A 19,729-nucleotide genomic window follows, 5' to 3' on the forward strand; every position below is an offset into this window, starting at 1 on the left:
GCGGCTCCGCGACCGTGCCTCCACCTTGGCCCCTCGCGGGGGCGGGGGCGACCGTGAAAACCCTGGGGTATCGGCCCCAGGTCGGGCACGGGTGCCGGGGGTGGCGGCGGCGGGTGCGACAGGGGGGACGCGGCGGCACGCACGGGGGCCCGCAGAGCCTGTGGTTCCGCCCTGCGACCACGGGGGCCGGGGGCCCGACCCAGGGTTTTCATCGGGCGTCAGGTGGTGATGGTGGCCACCGCCTCCAGGCCGTAGGTACGGGCGTAGCCGTTCTCGGTGCCCACGAGCAGGTCCACGACCTCGAAGTACCGGTCCCAGAAGGGGGTTTCGCGCAGGGCGTCGATCAGCAGCCGGTAGGCGTCGTGGTCGTCCGCCTCCCAGACCCAGATGTCGGTGATCCGCGCCGAGTAGAACTCCGTGTCGTAGAAGCGGGACCGGACGCCGTGGGTGCGGGCCTCGATCACCGGCAGCACTTGGGTGGTGAAGGCCCCGACGCGTTCCTCCACGGTCATCGCCAGCCACTCGGGCGTGGTCTTGACCAGCATGAACGCGGTGACCGGCGGTGCCGTGCGGTCAGCGGACATCGGCTGCCTCCTGGGTGGCGAGGACGGCGGGCGCCAGGGTCTGCGCGCACCACTGCGCGAACGGCGTGGCCCGGCCCGCCTGCGGGGCGCGCCGGGCGCCCGCGTCCAGGCCCTCGTCCTTGGCGCGCTTCATCGCGACCATGCCCTCGACGAACTCCGCGTCGAGGCCGTAGCCGAGCATCGTGGTCCGCAGTTCGTCGAGCGTCTCGCGCCGGTAGCGGACCGGCCTGCCCAGCTCCTCGGTCATGATGCGGGCCAGGTCGTCGGGCGACAGGTCCTGCGGGCCGAGTACCGGAACGCTGTCGACGCCGCTCCAGGAGCGGTCGAGCAGCAGATCGGCCGCCGTCGCGGCGATGTCGGCGACGGCCACCATCGGCGCGGGCCGGTCCGCGGCGGCGGTGTCGGTGAAGACGCCGTCCTCGCGGATCGACGCGGCGTCCTCCAGGAGGTTCTCGTAGAAGGACGGGTTGGCCAGGGCCCGGTAGGAGACACCGGACTCGGCGATCAGGTCGTCCATGGCGAGGGACGCGGTGACCAGACCGGCCCGGCCGGCCTGCGGGGTGCCACGGCCCAGCGCGGATACGCCGACGACATGGCCCACGCCGTGGGCGGCGAACGCCCGCGCGGCGGGGCGGGTGAAGCCGCGGTACGCCTCGTCGGGCGTGACCGAGGCGTCCGGCGGCACCAGCCAGAAGACGGCGTCGGCACCGTCGAAGGCGCGCTCGACGGTCGCGGCGTCGCCGTGCGAGCCGGTGACCACCTCGACGCGGTCGCGGACGGCGTCGGGGAGCCGGGCTGGATCGCGGACCACGACGCGCAGTCGCTCGCCGCGCGCGGGCGCTTCCTCGACGAGGAGGGACAACAGCCTGCGGCCGATGTTCCCGGTGGGGGCGGTAAGGACGATCATGGATTCCTCACGGTTCTGTGTCGGTTCGACCAAGCCCCCTCATCGTGCGAACCCCCACCTTGTTGCCACAATGGGAACTTCAGCAACCCATCATTGCCCGGATCGGAATAACGCAGGTGAGCAGCAGAATCCCGAACCTCGACGCCAATCTCGCGGTCGCCCTCGACGCGCTGCTGGCCGAGCAGAGCGTCACCCGTGCCGCCGCGCGACTCGGCACGTCGCCCGCCGCGATGAGCCGCACCCTGGCCAGGCTGCGCCGGGTGCTCCAGGATCCGCTGCTGGTGCGGGCGGGTCAGGCGATGGTGCCCACGCCCCGCGCGCAGGCGCTGCGGGACGAGGCCGCCGAGGTGGTGCGCGGTCTGGCGGCGCTGCTCACCCCGAGCGGCGGGGTCGACCCCGCCACGTTGCGGCGCACCTTCACCCTCCAGGCCGCGGACCTGGTCGGCGCCGCGCTGGCGCCGGGCCTGCTCGGGCTCGCCCGGAGCCAGGCACCGGGGATCTCGCTGCGGGTGCTCGCCGAGGAGTGGGAGGCGGGCCCCGCACTGCGCGAGGGCCGGGTCGATCTGGAGGTCGGGTCCATCGACCACGTCGACCCGGAGACCCGGGTCGAGGAGCTGGTCACGCTGCGGATGGCGGCCGGTGTCAGGGCCGGGCACCCACTCGCCGAAGGGCCCCTGACGGCGGCGGGTCTCGCCGCCGCCGAGCATGTGGCGGTCAGCCGTCGCGGGCGCTTCACGGGACCGCTCGACGCGGCCCTGGCCGAGCGCGGGCTCAGCCGCAGGGTCGGCGTCGTCCTGCCCGGTCATCTGGCGGCGATGGCGCTGGCCGCGGCCGGCGACGTGGTCTGTCTGGTGCCGACCGCGCTGCCGGGCGAGCCTCCTTCGCCGCTGGCCGACGCGGCACGCGCCCTGGGCCTTCGCCTCCTCGACATCCCGGTGCCGCTGCCCCCGGTGACGATCGGCATGGCGTGGCATCCGCGCCACACCGCCGACGGGGCGCACCGCTGGCTGCGCGGGGCCGTACGGCGGGTGCTTCGGGCTGGCGGGGAGGAGTAGTCCGTGGGGGGGCCGGTGGTGTGTGGTGGGCCAGTGGCCCGTGGGTCAGTGGCCCGTGATGGGCCCTCGCGGCTCTTCGCGCGCGGTCAGCCCGCCGTCCAGCCGCCGTCGACCGGCAGCGAGGCCCCGGTGAGGTAGCCGGTGTGCGGCCCGCAGAGCCAGACGGCGACGGCGGCGACCTCCTCGGGTTCGATGAGCCGCTTGACCGCGGAGCGGCCGAGCAGCACATCGGCGACGACGTCGGCCGGGTCGATGTCGTGCAGGGCCGCCTGCGCCGCGATCTGCCCCTCGACCAACGGCGTACGCACATATCCCGGGTTGACGCAGTTGCAGGTCACCCCGTGCGGGGCGGCTTCGAGCGCGGCGACCTTGCTGAGCCCTTCCAGGCCGTGCTTGGCGGCGACGTACGCGGACTTGAAGGGGCTGGCCCGCAGCCCGTGGACGCTGGAGATGTTGACCACCCGGCCCCAGCGGCGCCGGTACATGTGCGGCAGACAGTGCCGCAGCAGCAGGAAGGGCGCCGTCACCATCAGCCGCTGGATCCGCTCGAAGCGCTCGGGCGGGAACTCCTCGATGGGCGCGACGTGTTGGGTGCCCGCACTGTTGACCAAGATGTCGATGCCGGACGGCAGCGCGGGGACCGCGTCGGCGTCGGTGAGGTCCACGACGTGCGGCTCGCCGCCGACGGCGGTGGCCACTGCCTTCGCCGACTCGGCGTCCACGTCGGCGACATGGACCAGCGCGCCCGCGGCGGCGAACGCCTCGGCGCAGGCCCGCCCGATCCCGCTGCCGCCGCCGGTCACCAGCACGGTACGTCCGGTGAGGTCCACGCCGTCGGTACGGAGGTGCCCGGCGAGTGCGGACGAGGGGCGGTCGGGGCCGGGACCGCCGGGTCCGGGGTGTTCGCTCGTCATGGGCGGAACGCTAGAGAGCGCGCGGCGGTTCCTCCCATGGTCGCGGCCACCACAGTGCGGGGCGTTCCCATGTGGGCCGGCCCCTGGGGCACCACGCGCGGGCCCAACCTGGTGCCGCACCCCGTCGATGTGACGCCGTACCTGCCTGCGACGCCGTGCCGCACCCCGTCGATGTGACGCCGTACCTGCCTGCGACGTCGTGCCGTACCCCCTCGATCCGGGCGATCCGACGCCCCCGAACCCACTGTCAACCGAAGGTTGACACCCCTCCAACTGTCAACCTACGGTTGTCACATGACGGAATCCGAACGCACGACTCCGCAGCCCCCGATCCGCCTCGACGACCTCATCGACGCCATCAAGAAGGTCCACAGCGACGCCCTGGACCAGCTCTCCGACGCGGTCATCGCCGCCGACCACCTCGGCGACGTGGCCGACCACCTCATCGGCCACTTCGTGGACCAGGCCCGCCGCTCCGGCGCCTCCTGGACCGACATCGGCAAGAGCATGGGCGTCACGCGCCAGGCGGCCCAGAAGCGCTTCGTCCCCAAGAACCCGGGCGAGGCCTCCGACCTGGACCCCAGCCAGGGCTTCGGCCGCTTCACCCCGCGGGCCAAGAACGTGGTGATGGCCGCGCACAACGAGGCCAAGGCCGCGCACCACGACGAGATCGGCACCGCGCATCTGCTCCTGGGGCTCCTCGCCGACCAGGAGAGCCTGGCCGCCAAGGCGATCACCGAGCAGGGCGTCTCGCTTGACGACGTCCACGCCGCGGCCCTGGCCGCGCTGCCCGCCACGGCCGCCGAGGTGCCCGAGCTCATTCCGTACGACGCCGGGGCGCGCAAGGCCCTCGAACTGACGCTCCGCGAGGCCCTCCGCCTCGGCCACAACTACATCGGCACCGAGCATCTCCTGCTGGCCCTGGTCGAGTTCGAGGACGGCACGGGCCCGCTCAGCGGGCTCGGCCTCACCAAGGACGGGCTCACGGCCTGGGTCACCGAGACCCTCAGCATCCTGACGGCGGGCGGCACCTCGGGACCGGCCTCCGCCTGAACACGCGGGCTGAACACGCGGACTGAACACGCGGGCTGAGCACCTGAGTTCGCGGAGAGACCAACGGGACACACGAGAAGATCACCGGGGCGTGCGGGGAGATCACCAGGGCGACCGAGGTGGCTCCCCCGCGCCCCGCAATCGACGGGTTTCCCCCTCTTGACAGCCGCTTGGCGGCCAATGAAGCACCGCCTTAAAGGAGTTCGCTCGCACCGATCGCACCAGGGGCCCCATCGGCACCACTGAGCGATCCCCCCGGAGCCGGCCGCCACGCCCCGGCCGACGTGCGAAGGACTCGCAAGTACCATGCCAGCCGCACCTTCGGGGAGACCGGCGGACCTAATTCCGCCATCAACCACCGTGTTGTCTAGACCCGTTGACAGCCTTGTCGGGTCTCCCTAATGTCGCCAACAAGCTCGAACAACATATACGCACATCGATCTTGCGTGGGGGGTTCGTGAACAGCACACCTGGTTCCGGCGACATTCAAATGGCGGCCCCTCAAAATCGCGAAGGCCTCCCCATCGTGAGCCTCGATCAGGCTCACTCACCACAGAAGGTCCTGGCCCACGGCGATTTGCTGCGGCGCTTCGTGGCCGGGGAAGAGATCAAGCCGGTCCATATGCGGATCGGCATCATGGGCGCCTGCAATATGCGTTGCAATTTCTGCAACTTCCACTCCCCCAACGAAGAGCAGTTCTACGACCTGTTCTCGTTCAAGGATTCGATCGCCACCGACAAGGCGGTCACGCTGCTCCGCGAGTTCGCCGAGAACGACGGGCGTGCCGTGACCTTCTGCGGCAGCGGCGAGTGCACGATCCACCCGGGCTACACCGACATCTGCCGCGCCGGGAACGAGGCCGGGCTGCGGATCGGTCTGATCACCAACGGCTCGCGGCTCGGCCGCCCCAAGGTCGCCGCCTGTGTCGCCGAGACCCACACCTGGGTCCGCATCGGCCTGAACGCGGGCACCGAAGCCACCTTCGACGACATCACGCGGGACCGCGAGCAGACGTTCTCGAAGTTCATCGGCTCGGTCGGCAGGCTCAGGGAGACCGCCGTCGACCCGGACTTCCGCATCGGCTTCAACTACGTGATCACCCTGCAGAATTACCGGGAGATCCTGGAGGCGGCGCGCATCGCCCGTGATTCGGGGGCGCATTACGTGCGCTTCGAACCCGAGTTCTACAGCGCGATGGGCCACGAGACCATCGAATCCGTGATGGCGGAGATCTCCGAATCCCTCACCAGGTCCGCGGAACTCTCCACGGAGGCCTTCGAGGTGTCGGTGCCCAAACTCGACCGCGGCCCGATGGACCAGGTCGAAGAGGTCGAGGGCGACTTCGAGAACTGCCACTACAGCCGGTTCGTCACCGCGGTCGGCGCCGACGGCAATCTCTATCCGTGCCCGCAGGTGCACCTCAACAGCCGCTATCTGATCGGCAATGTCGTCGAACAAGGCTACTCCGACGTACTCGACGGCGGCCCGCGCGCCGAGTGGGAAGCCTCCAACCCGCGCAGGACCGACCTGTGCAAATCATGTTTCTACCGACCGCAGAACGAACTGCTCGAACTCCTCAAGCGCGGCCAGATCAAACTGGACGAGGCCCTGGACGCCTACGCGCTGGAAGTGCCGAGCACGCTGCACGGCGACTTCGTCTGAGCCGCGGATGCAGCTACGTCACCTCCGTCGGCTGCTCGCCGCCGAGCCCGCCCTGCGGTTCACCGCGGGGCCCTCGGCGGCGCCGTCGGCGCACCGCACCTGGTCCCGCCAACTCCGCGCCACCGCAGCCCGGTTGGCGCGCGTCGAGCACGCGCCGCTGACCGTCGCCCGGTCCACCGTCTCGGACGAGGACGGCCTTCGCCGTGAGCACCTCGTCCTGGAGTCCCCGTCGCGCGGCACCTTCCACGGCACGCTGCTCGCGCCGCGGGACATCGCGGGCGGGCCCGCCGTCCTCGTACTCGGCGGCAAGAACGCCCGCCTCGACCAGCTCACCGGCGACGTGCCCCCCGACCACCCCGACCGCAACGTCGCCGAACAGCTGGCGCGGGCGGGCTTCGTGACCCTCTCCCTCGACCACGGCATCGGCGGCGGTCTCGACGAGGAGCGCAGGGCAGGCAGGGACGAAGGCGCCCTGCTCGCCCACGCGTTCGCGCTGACCGGCAGATCGCTGCTCGGCGCGCTCGTCGGCGACGCCCTGGGCGCGCTGGACCTCCTCCGTACCCATCCGCTCGTGGACCCGGAGTGTGTCGGCCTGTTCGGCCACAGCCTGGGCGCCGCGGTCGCCCTGCACACCGCGCTGCTCGGCGCCGACCGACGGCTGCCGCTCTGCGCGGCCAGCCACCTGGGCAGCTACCCGGCGCTCTACGAGCGGCTGTTGACCGGGTACGAGGGCGCGGTCCTGCCCGGCATCCTGGAGTACGCCGACCTGCCCGACCTCTACGCCGCGCACGCCCCCGCCCCGCTCCAGCTCCAGTACGGCACCGCCGACTCCTACCTGGAACCGGCCGACGCGCGCGCCGCCGGACGCCATGTAGAGGCAGCGTTCGAAGCCGCCGGTGCCGACGTCGAGGTGCACGAACTCGCCATGGGGCACGGCACCCACGTCGGCCACGCCGCGGACTTCTTCACCCGCGCCCTGGCGGGGCCGCGCGCCCAGGACCCCGAAGTCCCCGCCCAGCGCATCCACTTCGCGGTCTCCGAGCGGCGCGCCGTGCTCGACCGCGTGGACGGCGCGCTCGCCTCCGGCGTCCTCACCCAGGGCCCGCAAGTGGCCCGCTTCGAGGAGCTCTCGCGCGCCTGGACCGGTACCGACACCGCGGCCGTGGCGTCCGGGTCCGCGGCCCTGGAGATCGCACTGCGCATCATCGGCGTGGCGGGCCGCACCGTGCTGGTGCCGGTCAACACGTTCTTCGCGACGGCCGCCGCCGCGGTGCGCGCGGGGGCCGCCGTGCGCTTCGTCGACATCGAGCCCGACGGTCTCGGCCTGGACCCGGACGCCCTGCGCACGGCCCTCGACCGGTACCCCGGCACCGCGGCCGTCCTGCCGGTGCACATCGGCGGCATCGTCTCGCCCGCCGTCGACGCGGTGCTCGCGCTCTGCGCGGAGCGCGGCATCCCGGTGGTCGAGGACGCGGCGCACGCGTTCGGCGCCACCCTCGACGGCCGCCCCGCCGGCAGCCTCGGCAGGTTCGGCGCCTTCTCCTTCTTCCCGACGAAGGTCGCGATCAGCGGCGAGGGCGGGCTGCTCAGCGCGGGGAGCGCCGACGACCTGGAGCAGGTGCGGCGCTGGCGCGACCACGGCAAGAGCGCCCAGGGCTCCACGCTGCACGACCGGCCCGGCGGCAACTGGCGGCTGAGCGAACTGCACGCCGCCGTCGGCACCGTCGACCTGGAACGCTTTGCCGCCACGCTCGCGGCGCGGCGCGAACTCGCCGCCCGCTACGACGCGTTGCTCGCCGACGTGCCCGGCATCCGCCCGCACCCCGTGCCCACCGGCGCGGACAGCAACTACTACAAGTACCTCGCCTACCCCGACCCCGAAGGCCCCCTCGACCGCGCGCTCCTGAAGAAGCGGCTGCGGGAGCGGCACGGCGTGGCCCTGGCCGGCGAGGTCTACGACCATCTGCTGTGCGACCACCCCTACTTCGCGGCCCGAGCGCCAGGAGACGCCGGAGCAGACGCCGGAGGGGGCGCCGGAGGAGACACCGAGGGCGAGGCCGCTCAGGGCCCGTTCGAGCGGGCCCGCTGGTTCGCCCGGCACCACATCGCCCTGCCGCTGTATCCGTCGCTCACGGAGTCCGAGCAGATCCGGGTGGTTGCCGCGCTCCGCAGCGAGCTGTCGTGACGGCAGGGTCCCCCGCGCCGATCGTCGAGGCGTTCCGCAGGGGTGCGTGGCGCACCTCCCTGGACACGGCTCCCCTGCCCGGCAGAGGGGAATCGCGCTTCGGTCTCGCGCTCGTCCCCGAGATCGTCGCCGCCTCGGACCGGCGCTGGTGGGACGCGACGGGCCGGCACACCCCCTTCGCCGCCACCACGCTCGCCCCCGGCAGCCGCCGCGAGCTGCTGCTGTTCGCCCTCGACCTGTTCGAGCACGGCACGGTCACCGTCGGCGGACTCGGCACGCAGAGCGCGGGCGCGTTCCACCAGGCCCTCGAAGAGGTCGGCGGCGTGCCACGCCCGCTGGCCACCCGCTGGACGGGGATGCTCCGCGAGAGCCTGCGCTCACGTGAAGTACCGCGCCCTGACGGTGCGTTGGCGCTGGTCGCGCTGCCCGGAAACACCTTCACCTGCCTGGAGTCGGTGCTCGCGCAGGCCGAGCGTTCCACGGGCGTCTGGGTGCGTCCGAGCCGCCGCGAGCCGCTCGCCGCGGCCCGTCTGATCGGCGCGATGCTCGCGGCGGGCTGGCCGCCGGAGCTGATCGGCTTCTACCCCGGCGAGCAGCGCGTCCTGCACGGCCTGATCCGCCTCACCGACCGGCAGATCGTGTACGGGGGCGCGGGGCTCGCCCGCTCGGTGCGCGCCCTGGACTCGCTCACGCTGCACGGGCCCGGCCGCGGCTGCGCGCTCGTCCCCGCGGACCTGCCGGTCGCCGAGGCCGTGGAGTGGCTCCTGCCGCTGATCGCGGCGGACTCGGGGCGGTTCTGCAGCAACGTGCGCACGGTGGTGTGCGTCGACGCCCCCGACGGCGCGCGGCAGGATCCCGAGCCGCTCGCGACGGCACTGGCCGCCGCCCTGGACGCGATCCACCACCCGCACACCGATGTGCGGGACGCCTGGCCCTTCGTGGCCTTCCGCGAGCCCGGTGCGGTGGAGATGATCCAGGGCGTCGTACGCGACCGGCTGCGCCCCGGCGACCGGATCCTCACCCGCCGCCCGCCGGCCCTCGTCGGCGGCACGTACGACGTCTACGCCCGTCCTCAACTCGCGCTGCTCGACGGCCATTTCACCCACCCGGACGCACACCCCTTGATCGGTCACGAGGTGCCGTTCCCCTTCGCCGCCGTGCTCGGCGCCGCACCCGACGCGGTGAAGGCGATCACCGCCGATTCCCTGTTCGTGTACCACCCCGCGAAGCGAGGTCCCGCATGACGACCGCGTTCGGCACCCTGCACGACACCCTGCGCGAGCGGGTGCCCGAGCTCGCCGTGGATCTCGACGCGTGGACGCGCCGCATGATGCGCTGGCACTTCGACCCCGCCACCGGCAGCCCCTTCTGGGTGGCGCGCAGGGCGGGACTCGGCTTCGACCCGGTCGAGGACGTCTCGGGCTTCGCCGCGCTCGATCTGTTCGGGCTCTTCGACAAGGCGGAGCTGCGCGCGGCGAGCGCCCGCGACCTGCGCCCGCGCGGCTACGCGGACCGCCCCTTCCGGGTCTTCGAGACCGGCGGCACCACCGGGACGCCCTGCCGGATCGTCAACGTCAGCCGCCTCGCGTACGACGTGGAGATCTACCGCACGGTCCTGGAGGCGCGCGGCGTCGCGGGCGGCGACGTGCTCGCGATGACCCCGAGCGGGCCGCACGCGTACGGGCACTTCGTGGAGGGGCTCGCCGACAGCTGGCGCGGCGCCGTGCACGCCATCGACTTCGATCCGCGCTGGGTGAAGGCCGCGCTGCGCGCGGGCGGCGAGGCCGACGCGTACACCGCGCACCTGATCGACCAGACCCTCGCGCTGCTCGCCGCCGAGCGCCCCTCGCTGCTGTTCACGACCTCGCGGCTGCTCCTGGAGCTCGCCATGCGGCTGCCGCGCCCCCTGCACACGTACGGCATCCGTGCCGTGTGCACGGGCGGCACCTCGTGCACCGCCGCCGAGGCGGAGTTCCTGCGCGAGGAGCACCTGGTCGGCGTGCAGTGGATCGACACGTACGGCAACACGCTGGTCGGCCACGCCCTCCAGGCCGACGCGGTGCCCGGCGCGCCCGACCTGCCGGGCGGCACCGGGCACTCCTATCACCTGCCGCCGCCCTTCGCGGTCCTCAAGGTGGTCGACCCCGCCGACCCGTGGCGCGAGGTGGCCGTCGGGGAACGCGGCAGGGTACGGGCCACCACGCTGCTCGAAGACCTCTTCCTGCCCAATCTCCTGGAGCGGGACAGCGCGATCAGGACGGGCCCGCACCCGTGGTTCCCCTGGGACGGGGTGGCCGCGGTGCGGCCCTTCCAGGAGGACGCGGCGGGCGCGCAGGAGGCGGTGGAAGGCGTCTATTGACGCGCCGGGACTCCCAGCTTCGAAGGATGCATCGTGGACTTGTCGTCGAACGGCGTACCCATACCCTTCACCCCGGAGCTCTTCGGGCCGCTGCGCTCCAGCGCGGACCTGCTGCCACCGGGGAACACGGCCGCGCTGCGCGAGCGCCTCGGCGCCGACGGGTACCTGTATCTGCCGGGGCTCCTGGACCGCGCGGAGGTGCTCGGGCTGCGCGGCCGGTACTTCTCCCTCTTTCCGCCGGGCTTCCTCGCGCCGGGCACCACCCCCGAGGAGGGCGTCTACTCCGGCAGCACTCCGGACGACGTCCCGGAGTACGGCGTGGCGGGCCATCCGGCGTACGCCTTCGTGCGCTCGGCGCCCTTCGACCGGTTCGTCGGCAATCCGGTTCTCGGCGAACTCGCAGCCCAGCTCCTGGACTTCAAGGCGGAGATGCTGCCGCGCCGCATCCTGCGCCACTTCCACCGCGGCACCCGGCGCGCCTCCCGCGCCCATGTCGACCTCGACTACATGGACAAGGGCTCGCCGCGGATCGTCACCCTGTGGATCCCGGTCGGCGACTGCCCTCCGCGCACCGGGGGCCTCGTCTATCTGGAGGGCTCCCACCGGCTGGGGGCCGAGGAGTACGAGCCGCTGCGCGACACCACGGACCGCCCGGACGACCGCCGCCAGATCTGCCACGACCTGGAGCTGACCGCCCGGACGCTGGGCCGCCGCTGGCTGAGCGCGGACTTCGCCGCGGGCGATGTGATGGTGCATCTTCCCCGCGTCATCCATGCCTCCCTGGACACGACGACGGACGCGATGCGGCTCTCCGTCGACACCCGGTTCGTCCGCTCCGACGACACTCCCGACCCGCGCTGGCTCAGGCCCTGGTCGGCGGACGACGGAGCCTGAACACCCCTACGTACAGATGGCGTTCAGTTGCCCCACGGCCGGACGGGACGGCAGCCACTCGCGTGCGAGCGCCCGGCCGCCACGATCACCTCGTCGACCAGGCGGGCCTCGGGCACCGGGCACACCGGCGTTCCGCCCGAGGCCGCCGCCCGCACGAAGTCGGCGAGCAGCGGCCGGTGCGGATTGGCCTCGGGAGGCAGCACGAGGGGCGCCGCCTCGATGCCCTCGACGCGCCCGGAGTCGAGCGGGTCGAGGGTCACCGTGCGGCCCTCTCCGGTGAGCTCGAAGCGGTCCGTCGGCGGCTCCTCGGACCACTCCGCCAGGAGGTGCGCCCGCAGGCCCGAGCGCCAGCGCAGGACGACCTCGGCCCGCCGCTCCGCCCCGCCGGGGAAGCGGCGGCCGAGCGCGGCCGTCACCTCCTGGGGCCGCCCGAAGAGGTGGAGCAGCAGGTCGATCCGGTGGCTTCCCGCGTCGGCGAGTACGCCGCCGCCCGAGACGGCCGGTTCGGAGCGCCAGCGCATCGGATCCGCGGGGCCCGGCGCGAACGCGCACCGGAAGCGCACCTCGACGCGCTCGGGCGTCCAGTCGCGCAGTTCCTCGCGCAGGCGTCGTACGGCGGGCGCGAGCCTGCGGTAGTAGGCCACACCGGCACAGCGCCGGGCCACGTCGAGCGGGGCGCCTGCGTCGAGCGCCCCGGCGAGCGGCTTCTCGACGAGGACGGGCAGCCCCGCGGCCAACACGGCGCGGGCGAACGGGACATGGCGTACGACGGGGGTGGCCACGTACACGGCGTCCACGCCGGAGAGCAGGACCGCCTGGTCGGTGCCGGAGACGGCGACCCCGTACCGCTCGGCCGTCCGCGCCGCGCGGTGCGCGTCGCGGCCCCACAGCGCCACGGGCTCCTCGCCGAGCGAGCGCAGCGCGGGCAGGACGCGGCGGGTCACGATGTCGCCGTATCCGGCGATGCCCCATCTCACGTGACCGGTGCCTCGCTCACGGGACGATCGCCACCTTCAGCGTCTCGGGCGGCGGCCCGTCGTACGGCGCCCGCTCCGCGTCCGGGTAGAGGGCACGGCTCGCGGAGAGCTGTTCCATGGCCTTGGGCAGGTCGTCGAGGGGATAGGTGTGGGTGAGCAGATCGGGCAGGCGCAGGGCGTCGGGGCGGCGGTGGGCGAGCCGCTCGGCGACGGCGAGCGCTTCGGCGCGCGCGGTGTCCAGCGGTTCGGCGGAGCTGTGCACGCGCAGCCCCTTGCGCTCCCAGGTGACCAGATCGAGGGTGACGTGGGTGTCGACGTGGTGCGTGCCGAGGAGGACGACGAGGCCGTTCTGACGTACGAGACCGACGCAGGCGTTGAGCGTGGTGGGGGTGCCCACGGCATCTACGGCGACGTCGAACTCGGTCCCCACGGCGGCGAGTTGCTCGGCGCTCCCGTCCACGCGGCGCACGGAGTCGGCGCCCGCTTCGGCCGAGCGTGCGAGGCGCCAGTCGTCGAGGTCGACGGCGACGACCTCGGCCGCGCCGCGCAGCACCGCGATCCGCAGCGCCATCTGTCCGACGGGCCCTTGGCCGACGATCGCGACGCGGTCGCCGAGCCGGATGCCGCGCGTGGCGTGCACGGCCAGCGGCAGGAGTTGCAGGATGGCGCCCTGTTCGAAGGGCACGGCGTCGGGCAGGGCGCCCACGGCTATCTCGCGGGCCAGCGCGTACTCGGCGTATCCGGTGGTGAGCGGCGTGCGGACGAACACACGCCGGCCGGGCGCGACCCGGCGGACGCCGTCGCCGACCGCTTCGACCTCGCCGGCGATCTCGTGGCCGAAACACCCCTGGGAGGCGTGCTCGCGCAGTCCGTAGTAGTGGAAGTAGGCCAGATCGCTGCGGTTGCAGACGGTGCAGGCCCGCACCTTGACGAGCACTTCGAACGGTCCCGGTGTCGGCACGGGGGCGTCGGCGACCGGTCTGATGTCACGCCTTCCGACCAGTTCGTACCTGCGCATGACCCTCTCCCCTCGGTGACGGTGGATGCGTGTGCGTCCCAAGGATTCCCCAAGTCTCCCCAGATGATGTTGAATTCGCCTGTCTCGACCGGTTCGGGCTTCTTGACAGCCGTGTTTGGTACGAGCCAATATCCACTATCTGATTGGCCTGGACCAATCAGCAGGAGCCACAGGAATCACGCAACGAGAACACGAACCCACGCACCACGCACCCGTCCTCGGAGGTCGCGCCATGGCATCGAGCAGTGACCCCACTCTGGAACGGCTCGCCCACTCCGTGCTCCAGCCGGGCTTCGAGGGCACCACGGCCCCGGACTGGCTGCGCCGCAGGATCGCCGACGGCCTCGGCTCCGTGGTCCTGTTCGCGCGGAACATCGAGACGCCCGAGCAGGTCGCGCGCCTCACCGCCTCGCTGCGCGCCGAGAACCCCGACCTGATCGTCGGCATCGACGAGGAGGCGGGCGACGTGACGCGCCTGGAGGCGTGGACGGGATCGTCGCGGCCCGGCAACCTCGCCCTCGGCGCGGTCGACGACATCGACCTGACCGAGCGGGTCGCCCACGACATCGGCCGCGATCTGCACGCGGCGGGCGTCTCCCTCAACTTCGCGCCCAGCGCCGACGTCAACTCCAACCCGCTCAACCCCGTGATCGGCGTGCGCTCCTTCGGCGCCCGCACCGACCTCGTCTCGCGCCACACGGCCGCCTGGATCCGGGGACTTCAGGAGGCAGGCGTCGCCGCCTGCGCCAAGCACTTCCCCGGCCACGGCGACACGGTCGTCGACTCGCACTACGGACTGCCCCAAGTCACGGGCTCCGCCGAGGAGATCGCGCTCACCGCCCTGCCGCCGTTCATCGCGGCGATGGAGGCGGGCGTCCGCGCGGTGATGACCGCGCACCTGGTCGTGCCCGCCTACGACCCCGACCTGCCGGCCACGCTGAGCCACCGCATCCTGGTGGAACTCCTGCGCGGGGAGCTGCACTTCGACGGACTCCTCGTCACCGACGGCATCGAGATGGGCGCCGTCACCGACCGCTACGGCATCGACGGAGCGACGGTCAAGGCGGTGGCCGGCGGCGTGGACGCGGTGTGCGTCGGCGGCGAGAGCGCCGAGGAGTCCACGGTCGACCTGCTCTCCACCGCCCTGGTCAAGGCCGTCCTGAACGGCACGCTCCCCGAGGAGCGCCTGGTCGAGGCGGCCCGGCGCGTCACCGAGTTCGCGCGCTGGTCGGGCGAGCGCTCCCGGGCGGTGGCACGCGCCCTGGACCGCTCCGACATCGGCCTGGTCGCGGCGCGCCGCGCGGTCCTCGTCAGGCACCGCCCCGGCACGGCCCCCGCCACCCTGCCCCTCACCGGCGCCCCGCACGTCGTGGAACTCTCCCCCACGATGAACCTCGCCGTGGACGGCCACACCCCGTGGGGCGTCGCCGACCCGCTGCGCGATCTGCGCCCCGGCACCACGTCCGTACGCCTGACCGAGCCCGAACTCGCCCACACCTCCGACGTCCTGGACAGCGCGGCCCTCGCCCCCGCGACCGGCCGCGACCTGGTGGTCGTGGTCAGGGACGCGGCCCGGCACCGCTGGATGACCGACACCCTCACCCGCCTGCTACGCAGCCGCCCCGACGCCCTGGTCGTCGAGATGGGCGTCCCCGCGGGCGACGCGCTCGGCGCCGCCCATCTGATCACGCACGGGGCGACCCGGGTGTCGGGGATCGCGGCGGCGGAACTGCTCGCGGGCGCGGGCGCCTGACCCCGCCCGCCCGGCCGCCGGCGCCAGGACCGCTCAGCCCGGCGGCAGCAACTCCCTCAGCATCTCCTCGAACTCCCCCGCCGTAGGCGGCTCGTCCGCGAGCAGCCCGTGCAGGAGCAGACCGTCGTAGGCGCGCGCGAAGAGCTTGACGCGCACGGGGTCGTCGGTGAACCGCCGGGCGAACGCGGCGAGCGCCTCCTGCCAGCGGCGCGTCGCCGCGCGCTGTTCGGGGCGGCGTACGGCGAGCAGGTACATCTCGAACTCGGCGAGCAGATGCCCGGGTGCGGTCAGCAGGTCCGCCATGAGTCCGGCCAGCGTGCGCAGCCGCGCCGCCCCGTCGCCCGGCTCCTCGGCGAGCCGCTCCATGCGCGCCGAGTCCTCCTCCATGCAGCTGGTCAGCGCCGCGGTCAGCAGGTCGGTGATGCTGTCGAAGTAGTACGTCGTGGCGGTGGTGGGCAGCCCCGCCTCCTTGGCGACGGTGCGGTGCGTGACGCCGCCCGCCCCGTCGCGCGCGATCACGCGCACGGTGGCCTCGATCAGCGCGCGACGGCGCAGCTCCCCCTTGGCCCTGCGCCCGTCGGTGGGCGCGGCGTTGCTGTTCAGTGTCCTTCTCCCGGCCTGCGTATCCCTCTGTGGATCTGCCCGTCGACCGTACCCCGGCGCTCCGGCCGCACGACGTGATAGAAAGCGGAACGCACGTCCCACTTGTTGCGTCCTTCTTGTCGCGTCCTTCTTGTCGCGTCCCCGCTTTCCGCACGCGCCGGGCTCCCGCCTGCCCGCGCGCCCGGAAGACCGATCCCGGAAACAGGTCACGTCATGTCCAGGCCCTACCGCGAGATCTTCGCCGCCCCCGGCGCCAAGGCGTTCAGCGGCGCCGGCCTCCTGGCCCGCCTCCCGCTGCCCCTCACCCACATGGGCATCCTCACGATGCTCTCCGAGACGACCGGCGAGTACGCCCTGTCCGGCCTTGTCGCGGGTGCCTTCACCTTCTCCATGGCGCTGCTCGGACCGCAGGTCTCCCGCGCCGTCGACCGGCACGGGCAGAGCCGCGTCCTGCCGATCGCGACCGCCGTCAGCGTGCTCGGCCTCGCCGCGCTGCTGCTCTGCGCCACCTACGGCGCGCCGACCTGGACGCTGTTCCCCGCTGCCCTGCTCGCCGGTCTCATGCCCAGCATGGGCGCCATGGTCAGGGCCCGCTGGACCGAGCTCTACCGGGGCACGCCCCGGCTCGCCACCGCGTACTCCATGGAGTCCGTGGTCGACGAACTCACCTATGTGATCAGCCCGGCGCTCGCCGTGGTCCTGTCCACCGCGCTGTTCCCGCAGGCCGCGCCGGTCGCCGCGGGCATCCTGCTCGTCGTCGGCGTCGCGCTGTTCGTCCCGCAGAAGCGCACCGAACCGCGGGTCCTGCCCCGCGCCGAGCGGCCCGCGGGCCGCTCCTCCTCAGTCATCCGGTCCCCGCACGTGCTGGTCCTCGCGCTCGTCCTGCTCTGCGGCGGCGCGATCCCCGGCATGGTCGACACGATGGGCCTCGCCTTCGCCGAACGGCAGGGCGACAAGGCCCTGTCCGGGCTCGTCTTCGCGGCGTACGCGCTCGGCTCGGGCATCTCCGGGCTGCTCTTCGGCGCCCGCACCCCGCAGCTGCCGCTGCCCCGCCTGCTCCTCATCGGCGTCAGCGGCACCGCCCTGACGACGCTGCCCTTCCTGTGGGTGGACAGCGTCGCCGGGATGGCCGCCGTGGTCCTCGCGGCCGGTGTCTTCTTCGCCCCCACCATGGTGGTGATCATGGGCATCGTGGAGCGTACGACTCCGGAGCACCGCCTCACCGAGGCGATGACCTGGATGATCGCGGGCCTGCAGAGCGGCGTCGCGATCGGCGCGGCGGTCTCCGGGGTCGTGTACGACGCGTTCGGCGCGACGGCCGGGTTCTCGATGGGCATCGGCGCCGGGGCGCTCGCGCTGCTGTGCGCGCTCTGCGCCCTGCCGATGCTGCACCGCCGTCTGCGCACGGCCCCCGGAGAGCCGAAGCGTCCGGAGGCCGTGGCGGCTCAGCCCCTCAGCGGGCCCTCGCAGCTGTAATTCGCGGTGCCCGCACGGCCGTTGGACCAGATGTCCACCTTGCCGAACGAGCAGTTCATGTCGGCCAGGTTGTTGTCGCCGCCCGCGGCCCGGTCGAGCAAGAAGTAGTCCACTGTCTCGGACATGTCCTTGAACACGGCGTCGGGGTCGCCCGCGGCGCCGAGGTTCGCGGTGATCCGTCCGGTGCAGAGGTAACGCGGCCGCTCCGGTGCCCCGTTGGAGACACAGTCGGGCGTACTGCTGGTCGTCGCGGTGAAGGAGGCGCGGACCTGGTCGGCCGTGGTGTCGCGCAACTCGCTCAGCGGCACGTACGTCGTGTCGGGCACGAAGAGGTCGTCGACCTGGGCGATCTGCCGGTCCAGGAAGGTGTCGTACCCGCGCTGCAGCCCGGCGTCCTTGCCGAGCCGGTCGCGCCAGGAGTCGAAGCCCGCCGGGTCGTCGGCGCGCAGGTAGCCGTACATCTCCTTGAGCAGCGTGGGGTGTTCGCTCCACAGGAACTCGAAGAACGTGCCCGCGTAGTCGTAGAAGCGGAAGCCGTCCCCGTCGTACGTGGCGTGCAGGAGCTGGTTCACGCTCATCCGGGGCCCGCCGTTCGCGGTGTCGTCGATGATGCCCTGGACCAGCGACTTGCGGACCTTGATGCCGTCGTCACGGGTGGCGCCGTCGAAGAACTCGGCGGTGCCCTCGTCCATCGCGGTGGTCCGGTCGCCCTGGTACCAGGGGCCTTCGCCGAAGAAGCCCGGCACCGCCCAGCGGCCGTTGAGGTAGTGCGTGTACTCGTGCCGGAAGAGCTCTTCGAGGGTGAGCGAGGAGTCCTGCGGTACGCGGCGCTGGTAGGTGTAGAAGGTCGCGCCGCGCTCGATGTAGACGCCGCCGTTGTTCGTGTCCATCCCGGTCAGGAGCGGGTGGTAGTTCTCGTAGTCGGCGCGCGAGGCGTAGAGCACGGTGGTCAGCGTGGTGTTGGGGTCGCCGGCGAGCGGCTCCTCGGTGCCGACCACGCGGTGGAACTGCGCCTTGACCTGCTTGCTCGCGTAGTAGAGCTGGTCGACCGTCTTGCGGTCGAGCGCGGTGCGGACCTTCATCCCGCCCTTGTCGTACGTATAGGTCTGGGGGAAGAGGCGCCGCTCGATGTCGGCCCTGCACACCTTGTACGGCGCGCAGGCGTCGTACTCGATCAGCCAGGTGACGACCTTGACCCAAGGGGCGCTGCCCTCACCGAAGTTGCGGACCGTGACGTCGACGAGCCCGCCGAGTCCGGTGGTGATCTCCGCGGTCAGCCCGTCGATCTGGCCGAACCTGCCGTACTCCAGGAGCGCGTCGCGCACCACCCAGGCGTTGGCCGTGCCCTTGAGGTGGGTGTACTGGGCGAAGCCCTTGAAGGCGGCGCGGTAGGCGGGGTCGGCCTTCACCGCGGCGTGGAACGCGGCGTCCCTGTTGCCCGGGTACACGCCGAGGTAGCTCAGGGAGAGCCCGGCGAGCGCGGCACCGGCCCAGGACGCGTCCTTCGCCGTGTCGGGGTGGGCGGCGTCCATGGTGGTCAGCACCCGCTTGATCAGCGGGAGTTGATGCTGCCGGAGACCGGGCGCACTGGCCGCGTAGAGCGCCTCGCGCAGCGACTCCGCGTTCGTCCTGGTCGCGTCGAAGGTGCGCGGCGCCGCGCCGAAGGCGTCGACGGCGCGGCGCATCGCGTCCACGGTCGGCGCGTCGGTGACGTCGATCTCGTCGTGCGAGAAGTCCTGGTAGGCGACGGCGTGGAGATAGGTGAACATCTCCAGGAGATGACTGCCGTTCTTGCCGTCGTGGGCGGCGGCGAGGCGCGCGATCCGCCCGGACACGGCCTGGACGTGGGCGTCCGACATGACGGGGGCGAGCCGCTTGTCCCAGGTCCAGACGAGGGTGCGCAGACAGCCGTCGGCGGTGACGGCCGGATCGGCGAGGAAGTCCGCGAACCGTTCCGGGGCGAGGCCGGTGACGGCGTCGAGGGTGCAGGGGACGGCACCGGCCGTGCGCGCTTCGGCCTTCGGCGTGCGGGGGCCGGGTATCCGGCCGTCCTTGAGTCCGCCGGGCGCGGGGAGCGTACGGTCTCCGGGCTTGGGAGCCTTGGCGCGGTGCTCGACCACGTCGAGGGGGTTCGGCGCGGTGGGCGCGGCGGCCCGCCCCGCGACACGGGCGCGGTCGGGGGCGGACTCAGCCGCGTGACCGACCTGGGCGGCCGAGACGCAGAGGGTCGCCGCGAGCGCGCCGACGAGCACGGATCTTCGCAGAGTACGTAACTGGGACACCAGGGG

16 protein-coding genes are annotated in these 19,729 nt (G+C 72.7%); 9 read left to right on the forward strand and 7 right to left on the reverse strand.

Going from position 1 to position 19,729, the window contains the following annotated elements; translation table 11 throughout:
• Positions 1-218: 218 nt before the first annotated feature.
• Positions 219-584 carry a darcynin family protein gene (locus ACIO9J_RS12270; RefSeq protein ID WP_401996658.1) on the reverse strand — a complete coding sequence of 122 codons (366 nt, stop codon included), beginning with the start codon at positions 582-584 and terminating at the stop codon, positions 219-221.
• On the reverse strand, positions 574-1,491 hold the full coding sequence (locus ACIO9J_RS12275) for an NAD(P)H-binding protein (RefSeq protein WP_401996660.1): 918 nt from the start codon (positions 1,489-1,491) through the stop codon (positions 574-576). The genes ACIO9J_RS12270 and ACIO9J_RS12275 overlap by 11 nt, the downstream gene beginning before the upstream one ends.
• Before the next feature lie 116 nt (positions 1,492-1,607).
• Between ACIO9J_RS12275 and ACIO9J_RS12280 the strand changes: the two genes are divergently transcribed.
• Entirely contained in the window at positions 1,608-2,546 is a 939-nt protein-coding gene (locus ACIO9J_RS12280; RefSeq protein WP_401996663.1) for a LysR family transcriptional regulator, read from the forward strand.
• Positions 2,547-2,632: 86 nt separating this feature from the next.
• Here ACIO9J_RS12280 and ACIO9J_RS12285 read toward each other — a convergent pair whose 3' ends face one another.
• Positions 2,633-3,376, reverse strand: a complete 744-nt coding sequence (locus ACIO9J_RS12285) for a 3-hydroxybutyrate dehydrogenase (RefSeq protein WP_401998525.1) — start codon at positions 3,374-3,376, stop codon at positions 2,633-2,635.
• 378 nt (positions 3,377-3,754) lie between these two features.
• On the opposite strand from ACIO9J_RS12285, the gene ACIO9J_RS12290 reads away from it, so the two are divergent.
• The 6 genes from ACIO9J_RS12290 (at position 3,755) to ACIO9J_RS12315 (ending at position 11,614) form a co-directional block, all read left to right on the forward strand.
• Positions 3,755-4,513 (forward strand): Clp protease N-terminal domain-containing protein, encoded by a 759-nt coding sequence (locus ACIO9J_RS12290; RefSeq protein ID WP_401996666.1) that lies wholly within the window; start codon positions 3,755-3,757, stop codon positions 4,511-4,513.
• 526 nt (positions 4,514-5,039) lie between these two features.
• A complete protein-coding gene (locus tag ACIO9J_RS12295; protein WP_401996669.1) occupies positions 5,040-6,176 on the forward strand; it encodes a radical SAM protein in 1,137 nt (378 codons plus the stop codon).
• A gap of 7 nt (positions 6,177-6,183) precedes the next feature.
• The gene (locus tag ACIO9J_RS12300; RefSeq protein WP_401996671.1) at positions 6,184-8,361 is read left to right on the forward strand and encodes a DegT/DnrJ/EryC1/StrS family aminotransferase; all 2,178 of its coding nucleotides are present in this window, start codon (positions 6,184-6,186) and stop codon (positions 8,359-8,361) included.
• Positions 8,358-9,605, forward strand: coding sequence for a hypothetical protein (locus ACIO9J_RS12305; protein WP_401996674.1), 1,248 nt, complete (start codon positions 8,358-8,360; stop codon positions 9,603-9,605). The genes ACIO9J_RS12300 and ACIO9J_RS12305 overlap by 4 nt, the downstream gene beginning before the upstream one ends.
• A complete protein-coding gene (locus ACIO9J_RS12310) occupies positions 9,602-10,720 on the forward strand; it encodes a hypothetical protein (protein WP_401996676.1) in 1,119 nt (372 codons plus the stop codon). Before ACIO9J_RS12305 ends, ACIO9J_RS12310 begins: the two co-directional genes overlap by 4 nt.
• Before the next feature lie 33 nt (positions 10,721-10,753).
• Positions 10,754-11,614, forward strand: coding sequence for a phytanoyl-CoA dioxygenase family protein (locus ACIO9J_RS12315; protein ID WP_401996679.1), 861 nt, complete (start codon positions 10,754-10,756; stop codon positions 11,612-11,614).
• A gap of 23 nt (positions 11,615-11,637) precedes the next feature.
• Here the strand turns inward: ACIO9J_RS12315 and ACIO9J_RS12320 are convergent, their stop codons facing one another.
• Both ACIO9J_RS12320 and ACIO9J_RS12325 read right to left on the reverse strand, forming a co-directional pair.
• Positions 11,638-12,591, reverse strand: a complete 954-nt coding sequence (locus tag ACIO9J_RS12320) for a Gfo/Idh/MocA family protein (RefSeq protein WP_401996682.1) — start codon at positions 12,589-12,591, stop codon at positions 11,638-11,640.
• A gap of 16 nt (positions 12,592-12,607) precedes the next feature.
• Positions 12,608-13,609, reverse strand: coding sequence for a zinc-binding dehydrogenase (locus ACIO9J_RS12325; RefSeq protein WP_401996685.1), 1,002 nt, complete (start codon positions 13,607-13,609; stop codon positions 12,608-12,610).
• A 232-nt stretch (positions 13,610-13,841) separates the two neighbouring features.
• Here ACIO9J_RS12325 and ACIO9J_RS12330 point away from each other — a divergent pair, with 232 nt between their 5' ends.
• Positions 13,842-15,362, forward strand: a complete 1,521-nt coding sequence (locus tag ACIO9J_RS12330; RefSeq protein ID WP_401996688.1) for a glycoside hydrolase family 3 protein — start codon at positions 13,842-13,844, stop codon at positions 15,360-15,362.
• Between the two features lie 33 nt (positions 15,363-15,395).
• Here the strand turns inward: ACIO9J_RS12330 and ACIO9J_RS12335 are convergent, their stop codons facing one another.
• Positions 15,396-15,965, reverse strand: a complete 570-nt coding sequence (locus ACIO9J_RS12335) for a TetR/AcrR family transcriptional regulator (RefSeq protein ID WP_401998528.1) — start codon at positions 15,963-15,965, stop codon at positions 15,396-15,398.
• Between the two features lie 213 nt (positions 15,966-16,178).
• Here ACIO9J_RS12335 and ACIO9J_RS12340 point away from each other — a divergent pair, with 213 nt between their 5' ends.
• A complete protein-coding gene (locus ACIO9J_RS12340; protein WP_401996690.1) occupies positions 16,179-17,441 on the forward strand; it encodes an MFS transporter in 1,263 nt (420 codons plus the stop codon).
• Here the strand turns inward: ACIO9J_RS12340 and ACIO9J_RS12345 are convergent.
• Positions 17,411-19,723, reverse strand: a complete 2,313-nt coding sequence (locus ACIO9J_RS12345) for a collagenase (protein ID WP_401996693.1) — start codon at positions 19,721-19,723, stop codon at positions 17,411-17,413. The genes ACIO9J_RS12340 and ACIO9J_RS12345 overlap by 31 nt on opposite strands.
• Positions 19,724-19,729: the final 6 nt, after the last annotated feature.

It is taken from the genome of Streptomyces sp. NPDC087300, assembly GCF_044744425.1.
GTDB lineage: Bacteria > Actinomycetota > Actinomycetes > Streptomycetales > Streptomycetaceae > Streptomyces.

Coding starts and splice junctions, on each gene's coding strand:
- ACIO9J_RS12310 (WP_401996676.1), top strand. CDS start 9,602: ATGACGACCGCGTTCGGCACCCTGCACGACACCCTGCGCGAGCGGGTG.
- ACIO9J_RS12330 (WP_401996688.1), top strand. CDS start 13,842: ATGGCATCGAGCAGTGACCCCACTCTGGAACGGCTCGCCCACTCCGTG.
- ACIO9J_RS12275 (WP_401996660.1), bottom strand. CDS start 1,491: ATGATCGTCCTTACCGCCCCCACCGGGAACATCGGCCGCAGGCTGTTG.
- ACIO9J_RS12300 (WP_401996671.1), top strand. CDS start 6,184: ATGCAGCTACGTCACCTCCGTCGGCTGCTCGCCGCCGAGCCCGCCCTG.
- ACIO9J_RS12290 (WP_401996666.1), top strand. CDS start 3,755: ATGACGGAATCCGAACGCACGACTCCGCAGCCCCCGATCCGCCTCGAC.
- ACIO9J_RS12340 (WP_401996690.1), top strand. CDS start 16,179: ATGTCCAGGCCCTACCGCGAGATCTTCGCCGCCCCCGGCGCCAAGGCG.
- ACIO9J_RS12325 (WP_401996685.1), bottom strand. CDS start 13,609: ATGCGCAGGTACGAACTGGTCGGAAGGCGTGACATCAGACCGGTCGCC.
- ACIO9J_RS12270 (WP_401996658.1), bottom strand. CDS start 584: ATGTCCGCTGACCGCACGGCACCGCCGGTCACCGCGTTCATGCTGGTC.